The organism is Sphingomonas sp. BK235 (assembly GCF_004345855.1).
In the GTDB taxonomy this organism is placed as follows: domain Bacteria; phylum Pseudomonadota; class Alphaproteobacteria; order Sphingomonadales; family Sphingomonadaceae; genus Sphingomonas.
This window is the reverse complement of record NZ_SLXN01000004.1, coordinates 359157-375219: the sequence shown is the minus strand read 5'-3', so window position 1 is coordinate 375219 and position 16063 is coordinate 359157. Positions and strand designations below refer to the sequence as shown.

The 16063-nt window shown below is 71.3% G+C and carries 13 protein-coding genes; 8 read left to right on the top strand and 5 right to left on the bottom strand.

What is annotated here, in order from left to right; genetic code table 11:
• Positions 1-23: 23 nt before the first annotated feature.
• The 3 genes from EV292_RS13535 (at position 24) to EV292_RS13525 (ending at position 3040) form a co-directional block, all read left to right on the top strand.
• The gene (locus tag EV292_RS13535) at positions 24-422 is read left to right on the top strand and encodes a hypothetical protein (protein WP_132909736.1); all 399 of its coding nucleotides are present in this window, start codon (positions 24-26) and stop codon (positions 420-422) included.
• A gap of 20 nt (positions 423-442) precedes the next feature.
• Positions 443-1762 carry a cystathionine gamma-synthase family protein gene (locus EV292_RS13530; RefSeq protein ID WP_132909735.1) on the top strand — a complete coding sequence of 440 codons (1320 nt, stop codon included), beginning with the start codon at positions 443-445 and terminating at the stop codon, positions 1760-1762.
• A 114-nt stretch (positions 1763-1876) separates the two neighbouring features.
• Positions 1877-3040: an NAD(P)/FAD-dependent oxidoreductase gene (locus EV292_RS13525; RefSeq protein WP_132909734.1), complete on the top strand. Its 1164-nt coding sequence runs from the start codon at positions 1877-1879 to the stop codon at positions 3038-3040.
• A gap of 547 nt (positions 3041-3587) precedes the next feature.
• Here the strand turns inward: EV292_RS13525 and hemA are convergent.
• Both hemA and murI read right to left on the bottom strand, forming a co-directional pair.
• A complete protein-coding gene (hemA, locus tag EV292_RS13520; protein ID WP_132909733.1) occupies positions 3588-4832 on the bottom strand; it encodes a 5-aminolevulinate synthase in 1245 nt (414 codons plus the stop codon).
• Between the two features lie 457 nt (positions 4833-5289).
• Complete coding sequence (gene murI / locus EV292_RS13515; protein ID WP_132909732.1) at positions 5290-6072, bottom strand: glutamate racemase; 783 nt, start codon at positions 6070-6072, stop codon at positions 5290-5292.
• 84 nt (positions 6073-6156) lie between these two features.
• Between murI and plsY the strand changes: the two genes are divergently transcribed.
• On the top strand, positions 6157-6846 hold the full coding sequence (gene plsY / locus EV292_RS13510) for a glycerol-3-phosphate 1-O-acyltransferase PlsY (RefSeq protein ID WP_132909731.1): 690 nt from the start codon (positions 6157-6159) through the stop codon (positions 6844-6846).
• A 12-nt stretch (positions 6847-6858) separates the two neighbouring features.
• Positions 6859-7968, top strand: a complete 1110-nt coding sequence (gene dprA, locus EV292_RS13505) for a DNA-processing protein DprA (RefSeq protein WP_132909730.1) — start codon at positions 6859-6861, stop codon at positions 7966-7968.
• Between the two features lie 24 nt (positions 7969-7992).
• Here the strand turns inward: dprA and EV292_RS13500 are convergent, their stop codons facing one another.
• Positions 7993-10071 carry a TonB-dependent receptor gene (locus EV292_RS13500; protein WP_243693774.1) on the bottom strand — a complete coding sequence of 693 codons (2079 nt, stop codon included), beginning with the start codon at positions 10069-10071 and terminating at the stop codon, positions 7993-7995.
• 190 nt (positions 10072-10261) lie between these two features.
• On the opposite strand from EV292_RS13500, the gene topA reads away from it, so the two are divergent.
• The gene (gene topA / locus EV292_RS13495) at positions 10262-12862 is read left to right on the top strand and encodes a type I DNA topoisomerase (RefSeq protein WP_132909728.1); all 2601 of its coding nucleotides are present in this window, start codon (positions 10262-10264) and stop codon (positions 12860-12862) included.
• Between the two features lie 481 nt (positions 12863-13343).
• Here the strand turns inward: topA and EV292_RS13490 are convergent, their stop codons facing one another.
• On the bottom strand, positions 13344-13634 hold the full coding sequence (locus EV292_RS13490) for an SEL1-like repeat protein (RefSeq protein WP_132909727.1): 291 nt from the start codon (positions 13632-13634) through the stop codon (positions 13344-13346).
• A gap of 71 nt (positions 13635-13705) precedes the next feature.
• Positions 13706-14569, bottom strand: a complete 864-nt coding sequence (gene panC, locus EV292_RS13485; RefSeq protein WP_132909726.1) for a pantoate--beta-alanine ligase — start codon at positions 14567-14569, stop codon at positions 13706-13708.
• Positions 14570-14664: 95 nt separating this feature from the next.
• On the opposite strand from panC, the gene EV292_RS13480 reads away from it, so the two are divergent.
• Both EV292_RS13480 and EV292_RS13475 read left to right on the top strand, forming a co-directional pair.
• Positions 14665-15480, top strand: coding sequence for a division plane positioning ATPase MipZ (locus tag EV292_RS13480; RefSeq protein ID WP_132909803.1), 816 nt, complete (start codon positions 14665-14667; stop codon positions 15478-15480).
• Between the two features lie 322 nt (positions 15481-15802).
• Positions 15803-16063 (top strand): J domain-containing protein, encoded by a 261-nt coding sequence (locus EV292_RS13475; RefSeq protein WP_207913428.1) that lies wholly within the window; start codon positions 15803-15805, stop codon positions 16061-16063.

The following is a 16063-nucleotide window of genomic DNA, read 5'->3' as shown; positions in this document are numbered from 1 at the left end:
GGGGGCTCATGACGAATGAGGGTATGGCCATGCGTTTCCTCTCCACCTTCGCCGCCGCGGCGGCGCTGAGCGCGGGCGCGATCGCCGCCGCGCCGCGCGACCGCTCGCCCGAGGCCGAGTATCAGCGGCTGATCGCGGGCAAGACCGCGGGCAAGCCGCAGGATTGCATCGACACCAGGTTCACCAATCCGCAGCTCTCCGCCGCGGGCACCAAGCTGATCTACCGTGTCAGCAACAAGCTGGTCTATGTCAGCGAGACCGGCGGCGGGTGCGAGAACGTGCGCCGCGGCGACACGCTGGTGACGCGCCAGTTCCAGACCCGGCTGTGCCGCGGCGACATCGCGCAGACGATCGATCTGCCCGCGCGAATCCCCAGCGGCAGTTGCGCGCTCGGCGCTTTCGTGCCCTATCGCGCACAGTAAGTATCTGGAGAAACGATCGCATGGCCGACGAACCGACCGAGCAGGAGCTGACCGGGGTGGAGACGCGGGTCTCGCCCAAGCCCGAGGTGGACGCGATCGGCGGGCGCAAGCTGAAGCCCGCGACGCTGATGATGGGGCATGGCTATGACCCGACGCTGTCGGAGGGCGCGCTCAAGCCGCCGGTGTTCCTCACCTCTACCTTCGTCTTCCCCAATGCCGCCGCGGGCAAGCGCCATTTCGAGGGCGTCACCGGCAAGCGCCCGGGCGGCGCGGCGGGGCTGGTCTATTCGCGCTTCAACGGGCCGAACCAGGAGATCCTCGAGGACCGGCTCGGCATCTGGGAGGGCGCGGAGGACGCGCTGACCTTCTCCAGCGGGATGGCGGCGATCGCCACCTTGTTCCTGTCGCTGGTGCGGCCGGGGGACACGATCGTCCATTCCGGCCCGCTCTATGCCGCGACCGAGACGCTGATCGCGCGCGTGCTCGGGCGCTTCGGCGTGCATTGGCTCGATTTCCCCGCGGGCGCGACGCGCGAGGAGATCGACGCGGTGCTGGGCAAGGCCGCTTCCGGGCGCGTCGCGCTGATCTATCTGGAGAGCCCGGCCAACCCCACCAACGCGCTGGTCGACGTCGAGGCGGTGGCCGCCAGCCGCGACGCGATCTGGGGCGCGGCCGCGGAGAAGCCGCCGATCGCGATCGACAACACCTTCCTCGGCCCGCTGTGGTCGCAGCCGCTCCAGCACGGCGCCGACCTCGTCGTCTACAGCCTCACCAAATATGCCGGGGGCCATTCCGACCTGGTCGCGGGCGGGGTGCTCGGGTCCAAGGCGGTGATCGACACGATCCGCGCGATGCGCAACACGATCGGGACGATCTGCGACCCCAACACCGCCTGGATGCTGTTGCGCAGCCTCGAGACGCTGGAGCTGCGGATGAGCCGCGCGGGCGAGAATGCCGCGCGGGTGTGCGCCTATCTGCGCGATCACCCCAAGGTGGAGCATGTCGGCTATCTCGGCTTCCTGTCCGAGGCGGAGGGGCGCCAGGCCGATATCTATCGCCGCCACTGCACCGGGGGCGGCTCGACCTTCTCGCTGTACCTCAAGGGCGGCGAGCCCGAGGCGTTCCGCTTCCTCGACGCGCTGAAGATCGCCAAGCTGGCGGTGAGCCTGGGCGGCACCGAGACGCTGGCGAGCCATCCCGCGGCGATGACGCACCTGTCGGTGCCCGATGCGCGCAAGCAGGCGCTGGGGATCACCGACAATCTGGTGCGGATCTCGATCGGGGTCGAGGATGCCGACGACCTGATCGCCGACATGGAGCAGGCGCTGGCGGCGATCTGATCGGCGCCGGGGGGGGGCGCTCTCCCCCGCTCGTGAGGAGAGCCCCCCATTGGCCCACGCCCGGCGAGCGGCCACCCGCTCGACGCGGGCGTCGCGCTATGTCACGGCGCGCGCATGGAAGATTATGACGCCATCGTGCTCGGCGCGGGCGGGGCCGGGCTGATGGCGGCGGCGATCGCCGCGCAGCGCGGGCGCCGCGTCGTCGTGCTCGACCATGCCGACGCGCCCGGCAAGAAGATCCTGATCTCGGGCGGCGGGCGCTGCAACTTCACCAATCTGCACGCCAGCGCCGACCGCTATCTCTCCGCCAACCCGCATTTCGCCAAATCGGCGCTCGGCCGCTACACCGCGCAGGATTTCCTCGCGCTGGTCGAGCGCCACGGCATCGCCTGGCACGAGAAGACGCTCGGCCAGCTCTTCTGCGACGGCAGCGCGCGCCAGATCGTCGAGCTGCTGCTCGGCGAGTGCGAGGCGGGGGGCGCGACGATCCGGCTCGGCGCGCCGCTCGGCGCGATCGACCACGCCGACGCGCGCTTCACCGTCACGCACGGCGCGCGCCGCTATCGCGCACCCGCGCTGGTGGTGGCGACGGGCGGCCCCTCGATCCCCAAGCTCGGCGCGACCGGGGTGGCCTATGACATCGCGCGCCGCTTCGGGCTCAAGGTGGTGGAGCCGCGCCCCGCGCTGGTACCGCTGACGCTGCCCGGGAGCGAGGCGCTGTTCCGCGCGCTGTCGGGGGTCGCCACCGCGGTGGAGGCGCGCGTCGGCAAGGCGCGCTTCGCCGAGGCGGCGCTGTTCACGCATCGCGGCCTGTCGGGGCCGGCGATCCTGCAGGTGTCGAGCTATTGGCGCCGCGGCGAGGACGTCGCGATCGACTTCCGCCCCGACGTCGCGCCGGGCTGGCTGGTCGAGGCCAAGCGCGCGCGCCCGCGCGCGACGCTGGCGGCCGCGCTGGGGCTGCCGGCGCGGCTCGCCGAGGCGCTGGCGGAGCGGCTCGGGCTGGGCGAGCTGGGCGCGGCGAGCGACCGCGCGCTGGCCGAGGCGGAGCGGCGGCTGGCGGACTGGCGCTTCCACCCCGACGGCAGCGAGGGCTTCGCCAAGGCCGAGGTGACCGTCGGCGGCATCTCCACCGCCGAGCTGTCGTCCAAGACGATGGAGGCGCGCACGGTGCCGGGGCTGTACGCGATCGGCGAGGCGGTCGACGTCACCGGCTGGCTCGGCGGGTATAATTTCCAATGGGCGTGGGCGAGCGGCTACGCGGCCGGGCAGGCGGTGTGAGCGGGTGAGGATGGGGCGGATACGCGATGGCGCGCGCGTCCGCGATCGATCGCGCCGCCTGTTTCCGGCGTCATCCTGAACTCGTTTCAGGATCCACGGATCGGGATCCCAAAGGCCCGGGCTCGACCCGGGATCCATGGGTCCGGACCCAAAAAGCGGCGGCTGGCGGCTCGGCTGGTCTGAGCTGTCGCTGGTCCGCAAGCGGCTGATCCGCCGCGGTAATTCTTCCCTCACCGTCATCCCGGCCTCGAGCCGGGATCCATGCCTCCGCGAGCGCAACGCCGGTATTCCTCGCAGCACCATGGATCCCGGGTCGAGCCCGGGATGACGGTTGCGGCGAGCCACCTGCTCCTCAACAGGCTTTTTGGGTCCGGATCAATGGTGCCACGAGAGCCGTGGGCGTCGCTCCGGCGGACGGTTGGATCCCCGCTGGGAACCAAGATGACAGCGCCGCCAGCCGCGCGGTGGATCCTGAAACGAGTTCAGGATGACGCCGGGATCGTGCGACGGTCCCCGCCGTCCCGAGCTGACCGACGCTGTCCGCCCGTCACGCCGCCAGGCGCAGCTCCAGCCGGTCCCAGATCTCGACCAGCGCCGCGGTCAGCTCGCGCATCATCGCCTCGTCGTGCGCCGGGCCGGGCGTGAAGCGCAGCCGCTCGGTGCCGCGCGGCACCGTCGGGTAATTGATCGGCTGCACGTACACGCCATATTCGGCGAGCAGGATATCGCTGATCTTCTTGGCCTTGACCGGATCGCCCACCATCACCGGCACGATGTGCGTCTCGCCCAGCATCACCGGCAGCCCGGCCTCGCGCAGCATCGCCTTGAGCGCCGCGGCGGCGGCCTGCTGGCCGTCGCGCTCCGCGCTCGACGCCTTGAGGTGGCGCACGCTCGCCAGCACGCCCGCCACCAGCACCGGCGACAGCGAGGTGGTGAAGATGAAGCCCGGCGCGTAGGAGCGGATCACGTCGACGATGGTGCGGTCGGCGGCGATATAGCCGCCCATCACGCCGAACGCCTTGCCCAGCGTGCCCTCGATGATGGTCAGCCGATCGGCCACGCCGTCGCGCTCGCTGATCCCGCCGCCGCGCGCGCCGTACATCCCGACCGCATGGACCTCGTCGAGATAGGTCAACGCGTTATACTTGTCCGCCAGGTCGCAGATCGCGCCCACGGGGGCGACGTCGCCCTCCATGGAATAGACGCTCTCGAACGCGATCAGCTTGGGCGCGGCGGGATCGTCGGCGGCGAGCAACTCCTCGAGGTGCGCGAGATCGTTGTGGCGGAACACGCGCTTCTCGCACCCGGCGTTGCGGATGCCCGCGATCATCGAGGCGTGGTTGAGCGCGTCCGAGTAGATGATGCAGCCGGGCAGCACCTTGGCCAAAGTCGACAGCGTCGCTTCGTTGGAGACATAGCCGCTGGTGAACAGCAGCGCCGCTTCCTTGCCGTGCAGGTCGGCGAGCTCATGCTCGAGATCGATGTGATAGTGCGTGTTGCCGCCGATGTTGCGCGTGCCGCCCGAGCCCGCGCCGACGTCGTGGAGCGCTTCCTCCATCGCCGCGATCACCTTGGGATGCTGGCCCATGGCGAGATAGTCGTTGGAGCACCAGACCGTGATCGGCTTCGGCCCGTTGTGCCCGGCGAAGCAGCGCGCGTTGGGGAACATGCCCTTGTTGCGAAGGATGTCGATGAAGACGCGGTAGCGCCCTTCGGCATGGAGTCGATCGATCGCCTGCGTGAACACGCGCGAGTAGTCGACGCCGCGCGCCTCTCTGCTGTCGCTGATCATGGCGCCCGCGATTACTCCCCTCCGCCCCCGATGGCCAGCGGATAAGGCCGCTATGTCTGATCGAGCGCTGGGACAAATTGTCCCACCCCTGTCGCCGGTCAAGAGGGAAGTGGCGGCGCAGCGTGAGGGGGCGGCGCGGCGACGGACGTCGTGGCGCTCGGCGTCGCGTCTTCTCCGCCGTCGCCGCGTCTCTCCGTCGCCGCCGTCCGTCTCCCCCTCCTCCCTCCGTCATCTCCGCGAAGGCGGGGATCCAGACACGCTGACGTCGCGGCTCAAGTCGCCAGGTCCGCGCGTCTGGATTCCCGCCTCCGCGGGAATGACGGAGGGCACGGGCCTGGGCCAGGGTCGAAGCAGCGGCAGGGCTGGAGACAGGGCGGGTGCAGGCCCACGAACAGAGAGACGGGAATGGGCCCGCGGCCGAGCCGGTCGTCACGCCTCCGCCCGCGGCCCGCCTAGGTTACAGCGCTTCCACCCGCGCGAACGCCAGCCTCGCGGCGACGCGCCGCTCGTGCTCGCCGAGCCGGGTGAACACCAGAACGTCGGGCGCCGCCGCCCAGTCCTGCCCCGCGGTGAGCGACTCGATCCGCCGCGCGATCCCCGGCCCGCCGTCGACGAAGCGCACGCCCGCGGGCGCCGCCGCGGCGAGCTCCTCGCCCAGCAGCGGGAAATGCGTGCAGGCGTTGACCACCACGTCGATCCGCTCGCCGCCGGGCTGGTCCAGCAGCCCCGCCAGCGCGCCGGCGACCGCGGCGGGATCGACCGGCTCGCCCGCCAGCTTGGCCTCGGCCAGCGCGACCAGCGTGGCGGAGCCGTGGCGCACCACCACGCAGTCGCCCGCGAAGCGCGCGGCGAGGTCGTCGACATAGGGCTGGCGCACCGTCGCCTCGGTGCCGAGCACCCCGATCACGCGCGTGGCGCTCATCGCCGCCGCCGGCTTGATCGCGGGCACGGTGCCGACCACGGGCACGTCGAGCGCGGCGCGCACCGCCGGGAGCGCGATCGTCGAGGCGGTGTTGCACGCGATCACCGCCAGCCGCGGGCGATAGCGCTCGACCAGCCGCCCGAGCAGCGCGGGGACGCGGGCCGCGATCTCCGCCTCGCTCCGCGTGCCATAAGGGAAGCCGGCCGAATCGGCGGCGTAGACGATCGGCGCGCGCGGCAGCAGCGCGCGCGTCGGCGCCACCACCGACAGGCCGCCGACGCCCGAGTCGAAGAACAGGATCGGTCGCGGATCGCTCATCAACCGCGCGCTTACGATCTCTCCCCGATGCCGGCAACGCCGGCCGGCGCAGGAGGTGGCGTACCCGAAATGTTTCGGCTAGGGATGGGCCGCAATGGGGGACCGACACTGACCGCCGACCTCGTCTGGACGTCGCCCGCGGCCGCGGTGCTGCTGGGCTATCTGCTGGGCTCGATCCCGTTCGGCGTGCTGCTGACGCGCGCGTTCGGCGCGGGCGACCTGCGCCAGATCGGGTCGGGCAATATCGGCGCCACCAACGTGCTGCGCACCGGCCGCAAGGGGCTGGCGGCGGCGACGCTGCTGCTCGATCTCGCCAAGGGTGCCGCGGCGGTGCTGATCGTGGGATGGCTGCTGCCCGGCGGCGAGCCTTATGCCGCGGCGGCGGCGATGCTGGGGCATTGCTATCCGCTGTGGCTGCGCTTCCGCGGCGGCAAGGGCGTGGCGACGCTGATGGGCGTGGCGCTGGCGCTCCACTGGCCGCTGGGGGCGGTGTTCGCCTTGCTGTGGCTGGGATTGCTCGCGGCGCTGCGGATCTCGTCGCTGGCGGGGATGGCCGCGGCGATCAGCACGCCGGTCACCGCCGCGGTGCTGGGCGAGTTCGATCTGGTGCCGCTGCTGATGGGGCTGGCCGCGCTGGTGCTGTGGAAGCATCGTGCGAACATCGCGCGGCTGATCGACGGCACCGAGCCGCGCGTCGGCCGGTCGAGCGGCGGCCCCGCGCCTGCTCCCACCGACGCCCCTACCGACGCCCCCGCCGACGCCGAGCGGGGATAAGAGGCACCGCGCGTGCGCGACGAGGCGGAACGCGCGGCGCGGCTAAGGCTGATCCGCACGCCCTCGATCGGCCCGGTGAGCTATCGCCAGCTGCTGGCGCGGTTCGGCTCGGCGCAACGCGCGATCGACGCGCTGCCCGATCTGGCGCGGCGCGGCGGCGGGCGCGCCCCCGCGGTGCCGCCGCTCGCCGCGATCGAGCGCGAGCGCGCCTGGGTGGCGCGGCTGGGCGCGCGCCACCTGATGCTCGGCGATCCCGATTATCCCGCGCTGCTCGCCGCGCTCGACGATTCGCCCGCGGTGCTGACGCTGCGCGGCGACCTCGCGCTGGCGGCGCGCACCAGCGTCGCGATCGTCGGCGCGCGCAACGCCTCGGCCGCGGCCTGTCGCTTCGCGCGCGAGCTGGCGCACGATCTCGCCGCGGCGGGCGCCAGCGTGGTGTCGGGGCTGGCGCGCGGCGTCGACGCCGCGGCGCATGGGGGCGCGCTGCCCGCGACGATCGGGGTGGTGGCCGGCGGGATCGACGTCGCCTATCCGCCCGAGCACGCCGGGCTGCAGGAGCGGATCGCGCGCGAGGGGCTGTTGCTCGCCGAGATGCCGCCGGGCACCGAGCCGCGCGCGCGGCTGTTCCCCTATCGCAACCGCGTGGTGACCGGGCTCGCGCTGGGCACGCTGGTGGTGGAGGCGGCGCCGCGCTCGGGCTCGCTGATCAGCGCCCGGCTCGCGGGCGAGCAGGGGCGCGAGGTGATGGCGGTGCCCGGCCATCCGAGCGATCCCCGCGCGCGCGGCTGCAACGCGCTGATCCGCGACGGCGCGACGCTGGTGCAATCGGCCGAGGACGTGCTCGAGCTGCTGCGTCCGCTCGACCCGCGGCTGGTGCGCGCGGGCGGGACGCACTGGACCGCGCCCGACGGGCCGGCGCCGCACGACGCGCCCGCGCCGCTCCACGACGCGCGCGATCGCGCGCACGTGCTGGCGCTGCTCGGTGCGGCGCCGGTGGCGATCGACGAGCTGGTGCGCCAGAGCGCGCTTCCGGCGGCGCTGGTGCAGGACGTGCTGCTCGAGCTCGAGCTGGCCGGCCGGATCGACCGCCACCCAGGCGGCCAGGTGAGCCGCGTCGGGTGAGCGGCGTCGGGTGAGCAGGGGCGCCTACCAGAACAAGGTGGCGCCGATCACCCCGTTGCGGCGCTCGCCGATGTCGTTGGTCGACCAATAAGCGTGATCGAACACGTTGTTGACGTTGGCGCTGAGCAAGAGCCGGCGATCGCCGAGCCGCGTCTCGTAGCGGCCGCCGAGATAGGCGAGCGTGCTGGCGGGCGTGTAGACCCGGTCGGCGTCGGTGATCGGCGCCTTGCCGGCATAGCGCAGGTTGCCGTGCAGGCTCAGTCCGGGCAGCCCGGCGACCTCCCAGTCGACGCTGCCGGTCGCCTGCCATCGCGCCACCTGCATCGGTACGTGACCCGCGATCGCGGCATTGTCGGGCGAGACCCGGCGGTAGCGCGGATCGAGGTGGAGCAGCCCGAGGCCGAGGCGCCAGCGCGCGTCGATCGCGTAGCGAGCGATCGCCTCGGCGCCTTTGTAGAGGGTGAGGCCATCCTGCGTCTGATAGCGCTGCCCCGCCTCGCGCCGGTCGATCACCGCCGCGCGCGCGACCCGGAAGAGCGCGCCGGTGAGCTCCACCGCCGCGTGATCATATTTGACCCCGATCTCGCGCTGCGTGCTGACCGTCGCGGGCAGCACCGTGCCGCCATTGGCATAGTCCTCGGGCACGCGCCCGCCCGCCTCGAGCGACTGGACATAGCTGGCGTAGAGCGTCGCGAACGGCCTGGGCTTGTAGATCAGCGCGACCGTCGGGGTGAGCGCGCTGGACCGGATCGGCACGGGGGAGGCGCCATAGACCTGCCGGTCGACCGTGCGGCGAACCCCCGCCAGCAACCGGTAACGCTCGTCGAGATCGATCGTGTCGCTGAGGAACTGTCCGGCCTGGGGCTCGCGATAATGTTCGGTCACGAAGACGCCCAGCGGGCCGCGCGGGACGTGGTAATCGGGTGTGCGGCCCAGATTGCCGTCGAAGCTGTGCGGTTCGTACCGGCCGGCGAGCTGGTAGAGGTCGATCGTCGCCGACGCGCCCGCGACGAGATGATGGCCGAACGGACCGGTGCGCGCCTCACCCTGCAGCAGCGCCTGGGCGAAGTGAAACCGGTCGCTCCCCGTGAAGACGAACAGATGGCCGCGATAGTCGCCCGCCTCGTTCCGCAGGTCGCCGTAGACGCGCCGCGAGACGTGGATCTTGCTGGTATAGCCGTAGGTCAGACCGAGCGACCAGTCGCGCGCGAGCTGCCAGTCCAGCCCGGAGGAGGCCACCAGCGTCTTGGTGCGATAGAAGCTGCCGGCGATGCTCAGGTGTTCGTACCGGGCGCGCGGTGCGGGCAGCGCGGCACCGGCGAAATCGTCCATATAGAGATAGACCGGCTGATCGCGCAGGTCGGCGTGCTCGTAGGTGGCGGTCGCGTGCCAGCGGATCGACGGCGACAGCTGCCCTGCCAGCGCCGGCGCGACCAGCAGGCGCGCCGGCCGCGCACGATTGTACAGGACGCCGGCCTCGCGCGCGAGGTTGAGCCGATAGCCCAGCGCCTCGCCCGCGATCGGCCCGCCCGAGTCGATCCGCGCGATACCCGCGCGCGGCGAACGCCACACGATCTCGGTCGACAGCAGCGGCTCGGCGGTCGGCCGCTTGGTACGATAGCTGAAGACGCCGCCGGGGGTGCCGAAGCCGTACATGAAACCGCTCAGGCCCTTCAGCGCCTCGACCCGGTCGACCGATTCGATCGGGAACTCGCCGCCCCAGCTGAGCTGGAGCGGCACGTCGTCGACGAACATGTTCTGCACCGGCAACCCGCGGATCTGCGGCCCCCACCAATTGGTGGTGCCGTTGACCGCGGCGGAGAAGACGGAGGGATCGTCGAGGAAGATCTGCCCGACCGTCATCACCTGGCGGCGATCGATGTCGTCGCGCGTGACGACCGTCTGCGAGAAGGGCGTATCGAGCAGCACGCGCGCGCCGAGCGCGCCGTCCGCGGTCACCGACGACTGGCCGCCGTCGTGCGCGGTGACCACGACGTCGGTCCGCGCCGCATCGTGCTCGGCGCGTTCCTGCGCCGTCGCGGACGCGGTGGCGAGTGTCGCCATGGCCATGCCGATCCAAGCTGCCGTGCCCTGTCGTGTCATCACCTTGCCCCCCATCGTCGAGGCGTAAGGCGATGCGTAGAAGCACTAATGCGAGTCAATAGCAGTAATTGGTTCCTCTCGCCTTTACCGTAGGACGTCGCCGGGGGACTCCGCGCGCCGCCCTCGCTTGACGTGCCCGCTCCGGCCACCCACCCTCGCGCGTACACGTAAGGACCGCTACCGACCGCTTATGCAGCTCGTCATCGTCGAATCGCCCGCCAAGGCGAAGACCATCGAAAAGTATCTGGGCTCCGACTATCGCGTGCTCGCGAGCTACGGCCACATCCGCGACCTGCCGCCGCGCGACGGGTCGGTGAATCCCGACGAGGGGTTCGCGATGGAATGGGAGAATTACGCGGACAAGGCCAAGCAGCTCAAGGCGATCGCCGATCTCGCCAAGGGCGCCGACCGGCTGATCCTCGCCACCGACCCCGATCGCGAGGGCGAGGCGATCTCGTGGCACGTCCAGGAGGTGCTGGCCAAGCGCAAGGCGCTGCCCAAGGACGTCCAGCGCGTCACCTTCAACGCCATCACCAAGCCGGCGGTGACGCAGGCGATGGCCAACCCGCGCCAGCTCGATACCGACCTGATCGACGCCTATCGCGCGCGCCGCGCGCTCGACTATCTCGTCGGCTTCACGCTCTCGCCGGTGCTGTGGCGCAAGCTGCCCGGCGCCAAGTCGGCGGGGCGGGTCCAGTCGGTCGCGCTGCGGCTGATCGTCTCGCGCGAGCGCGAGATCGAGGCTTTCCGCGCGCAGGAATATTGGTCGGTCACGGCGAACCTCGAGCAGGACGGGACGCCCTTCGTCGCGCGGCTGGTGCAATGGGAGGGCAAAAAGCTCGACCGGCTCTCGATCGGCAACGAGGGCGACGCGCTGCGCGCCAAGGCCGACGTCGAGGCGGGGCGGTTCGCGGTCGAGTCGGTCGAGACCAAGCCGGCGACGCGCAACCCGCCGCCGCCCTTCACCACCTCGACGCTGCAGCAGGAGGCGGCGCGCAAGCTCGGCTTCTCCGCCGACCATACGATGCGGATCGCGCAGCAACTCTACGAGGACGGCGCGATCACCTATATGCGGACCGACGGCGTGCAGATGGACGGCAGCGCCATCTCGGCCGCGCGCGCCGCGATCGCGCAGCGCTACGACGGCGGCTATGTCCCCGACAAGCCGCGCATGTACCAGACCAAGGCGAAGAACGCGCAGGAAGCGCACGAGGCGATCCGCCCGACTGACTTCTCGCGCGACCGCGTCGGCTCGGGCGACCACGCTCGGCTGTACGATCTGGTGTGGAAGCGCGCGCTCGCGAGCCAGATGGCCTCGGCGCGGATGGAGCGCACCACGGTGGAGCTGGCCGACGGCACCGGCCGCCACGTGCTGCGCGCCACCGGGCAGGTGGTGCTCTTCCCCGGCTATCTCGCGCTCTACGAGGAAGGCCAGGACGACAGCCAGGACGAGGACGCGAAGCGCCTGCCGCGGCTGCGCGAGGGCGACTCGCCCGCCAAGAAGGGCGTCGACGCCGAGCAGCATTTCACCCAGCCGCCGCCGCGCTTCTCCGAGGCGTCGCTGGTCAAGCGGATGGAGGAGCTGGGGATCGGCCGGCCCTCGACCTATGCCTCGATCATCAAGACGCTCAAGGACCGCGCCTATGTCCGCGTCGAGAAGAACCGCTTCTTCGCCGAGGAGAGCGGCCGGCTGGTGACCGCCTTCCTCGAGCGCTTCTTCGAGCGCTATGTCGGCTACGACTATACCGCCGGGCTGGAAGAAGAGCTCGACGACGTCTCGGGCGGGCGCGCGCAGTGGCAGGCGGTGCTCGAGGCGTTCTGGCGCGATTTCAAGCCGCGCACCGCCGAGGTGATGGAGCAGAAGCCGAGCGAGGTCACCGCGCAGCTCGACCAGTTCCTCGCGCCCTATCTCTTTCCCGACAAGGCCGACGGCACCGACCCGCGGCTGTGCCCGGCGTGCCATGTCGGCAGCCTGGCGCTGCGCGGCGGCAAGTTCGGCGCGTTCATCGCGTGCAGCAACTATCCCGAGTGCAAATACACCCGCCGCTTCGCGCAGGGCGGCGAGGCGGGCGAGGACGCCGCGCCCGAGCAGCTCGGCCACGATCCCGAGACGGGGCTGCCGGTCGAGCGCAAGTCGGGGCGGTTCGGCCCGTACATCCAGCTCGGCGACGGCAAGGATGCCAAGCGCGCCTCCATCCCCAAGGATATCGGCGAGCTCGACCTGGAGATGGCGCTCAAATTGCTCCACCTGCCGCGCGTGATCGGCCAGCACCCCGAGACGGGCAAGGACATCGCCGCCAGCATCGGGCGCTACGGCCCCTATCTGGTCCACGAGGGCAAATACGCGCGGCTGCAGTCGACCGCCGAGGTGTTCGAGACCGGCATGAACGCCGCGGTGGTGAAGCTCGCCGAGGCGGCGGCGGGCGGCGGGCGGCCGCAGCGCGGCGCGGCGCGCGCGCCGCTCAAGGTGCTGGGCGCGCACCCGCGCACCGAGGCCGAGCTGCGGCTGATGGAAGGGCGCTACGGGCCGTACGTGACCGACGGCACCACCAATGCGACCTTGCCCAAGACGATCGCGCCCGATCAGCTCACGCTGGAGGAGGCAGCGCAGCTGATCGACGCACGCGCCGCCGCGGCACCGGCGAAGAAGCCGGCCAAGAAGAAGGCGCCGGCGAAGAAGGTGGCGGCGAAGGCGGAAGCGGGCGCGGCGAAGGCGCCGGCGAAGAAGGTGGCGGCGAAGAAGGTGGCGGCGAAGAAGGCGCCCGCGAAGAAGGCCGCGGCGAAGACGTAGCGCCAGCCCGTCTCCCTCGCGACGAGTGAGCTAGGAGGATGCGTCGCGCGCACCTCCGCGGCCGTCATCCTGAACTCGTTTCAGGATCCACGGGTCCGGACCCAAAAGGTTCATTGTCGCGGAAGCGGCTTACTCCCGTCATCCCGGGCTCGACCCGGGATCCATGGTGCCGCGAGGGCCGCCGGCGTTGCTCTCGCGGAGGAATGGATCCCGGCGCGAGGCCGGGATGACGATGAGGGAAGAGAAAGCGGCCTTCCTCATCGCAGTGTATCACCCGCGAATAGTAGCGGCAGATCAGACGGCCGAAGATGCCAGCCTCCCTTTGGCTCCGGACCCACCCGTCCTCACTCTCCCCGGCCGCTGGAAAGGCGGAGCCGTGGATCCTGAGACGAGCTCAGGATGACGCGAGGGGCAGGGGGAGGAGCATCACGCCCGTCGCCGTCAGCGCCGTCATCGACCGGGCGCCGCGGGTGAGCGTGGCTCAGGCGGCGCGGCGGGTGCCCAGCGCGAGCACGTCGCGCGCGGCGCGCTGCGCGGTCGCGATCTCGCGCGCGGTCATGTCCTCGGCCACCTCGGCGCGGGCGGCGGCGGCGGCCTCGTGACCGCGCGCGGCGGCGAGGTTGAACCATTTGTGCGCCTCGATCAGGTCGAGCGTCGCGCCGGCGGTGCCGGTCGAGTAGGCCACGCCCAGGTCGTAGGCGGCGTCCTCATTGCCGCGAGTCGCCTCGGCAGTGCGGCGCGCCAGCAGCGCGTTCTCGAAATCGGTCGGCATCGCAGGATCACCCTCAAATCCGTGGAATAATGAGGGTTTTCGCTGATTCGGCTTCCTAATTGGTTAACCGGTTAATGCGACTTCGGTCGAACCCGGGCCGGCTCCACCGCGAGATTGTCGATCAGCCGCGTGTGGCCGAGCCGCGCCGCCGCGAGCAATTGCCGCCGCCGCTCGGGCGCGGGATCGAGCGCGAGCGTCTCGGCGTCGACCAGCGCGACATAATCCACCTCGAACCCCGCCGCGGTCAGCGTCGCGACGGCGTCGTCGATCGCCTTGGCCGGCGCGGTCCCGCGGCGGATCGCGCGCGACGCCACGCCCAGCGCGCGCGGCAGTGCCACCGCCTTCTGGCGCTCCTCGGGCGAGAGATAGACGTTGCGCGACGACAGCGCGAGCCCGTCGTCCTCGCGCTGCGTCGGCACGCCGACGATCTCGACGTCGAGGTCGAGGTCGGCGACCATCCGCCGCACCACCGCGAGCTGCTGGAAGTCCTTCTCGCCGAAATAGGCGCGGGTCGGGCGCACCTGGTTGAACAGCTTGGCCACCACGGTGGCGACGCCGTCGAAATGGCCCGGCCGCGCCGCGCCGTCGAGCCCCTCGCTCACCCCGCTCACCGACACATTGGTGGCGAAGCCGTCGGGGTACATCTGCTCCACCGACGGCAGCCACAGCAGGTCGCAGCCCGCCTCGGTCAGCATGGCGATGTCGCTGGTCTCCTTGCGCGGGTAGCGCGACAGGTCCTCGCCCGCGCCGAACTGGCGCGGGTTGACGAAGATCGACGCCACCAGGGTCGTGCCCGGCCGCCGCGCCGCCTCGACCAGCGCGACGTGGCCGGCGTGCAGCGCCCCCATGGTCGGCACCAGCGCCACCTCGCGCCCGCTCGCGCGCGCCGTCTCGAGCGCCGCGCGAAGCCCGGCGAGCTCCCGATATATGTCCACCCGTTACCCCTCGAAACTCGCGGCGCCGGGTTCTATGGTCGCGACGAACCGCAATCAATCAGGGATGCGACGATTTGTCCGACACCGTTGCAGGCGTGCACGAGGAGGGTCCGGGCGGGGGACCCCCGGGCGGGCGCACGCACGTCATCGTCTTCGCCAATGAGAAGGGCGGGACGGGCAAGAGTACCACCGCGGTCCATGTCGCGATCGCGCTCGCGGCCAAGGGCGCGCGCGTGGCGTGCATCGACCTCGATCATCGCCAGCGCACGCTGGGTCGCTATCTCGAGAATCGCGAATCGACGGTGAAGCGCGCCGAGATCGACCTGCCCGTCCCCGCCCACGCCACCGGCGACGGGCGCGCCGACGGCATCTTCGCCGAGCTCTACCAGCGTTTCACCGACGGCTATGATTTCCTGGTGATCGACACGCCGGGGCGCGACGACCCCGCGGCGCGGCTGGCGGCGGCGTTGTCGAACACGCTGGTGACGCCGATGAACGACAGTTTCGTCGACTTCGACCTGATCGGCCAGGTCGATCCCGAGACCTACAAGGTGACGCGCCCGAGCTTCTATTCCGAGCTGATCTGGGACGCGCGCAAGGCGCGCGCGCGCGAGGACGGCACCACGATCGACTGGGTCGTGCTGCGCAACCGCCTGCAATATCTGGAGGCGCGCAATATGCGCCGCGTGTCGGACGCGCTCGACCAGCTCGCCCGGCGCGTCGGCTTCCGCATCATCCCGGGGCTGGGCGAGCGCGTGATCTACCGCGAGCTCTTCCCCAAGGGGCTGACCTTGCTCGACGCCAAGGCGTTCGGCGGGATGGGGCTGAGCCACGTCGCCGCGCGCCAGGAGCTGCGCGAGATGATGGCCGCGCTGGCGCTGCCCGAGACGACGATGCCGCTGTTCGCGTGAGGGTGCTGTGCGAAGCGGTGTTCCTGCGGAGGCAGGAACCCAGAATAGCGGGCGTCGCGCTGCGTGGCCCTGGGCTCCTGCGTTCGCAGGAGCACGTGGCGTGTGAGGCATGCGCCGTACTCACCCACCTGCCGTCATCCCGAACTCGTTTCGGGATCCACGGTGCCGCGTACTCAGAAGCGGCGATGGTCGCGGACGAGTGGATCCTGAAACGAGTTCAGGATGACGCCAGTGGGTGGGATAGCGCCAGGTCAGCGCTGGGCGCCGTTGCCGTTGCCATCACCGGCTCAAATCAGAACGTCGCTAGCCTCGACGCACGCCCATGCTGAAATGGCTTCTCCTGCTCGCGATCGTCTACGCCGCGTGGCGTTTCCTCCGCCCCGCGCCCAAGCGTCAGCGCTCGCCGCTGGCCGACGCGCGCGCGCTGCTCGGCGTCACGCACGACGCCGACGAGGCCGCGATCCGCGCCGCGCACCGCCGCCTCATCGCCGAGATCCACCCCGACCGCGGCGGCTCGCCCGAGCGCGCGCGCCAGGCCAATGCCGCGCGCGACACGCTGCTCGCGCGCTTGCGCCGCGACTGA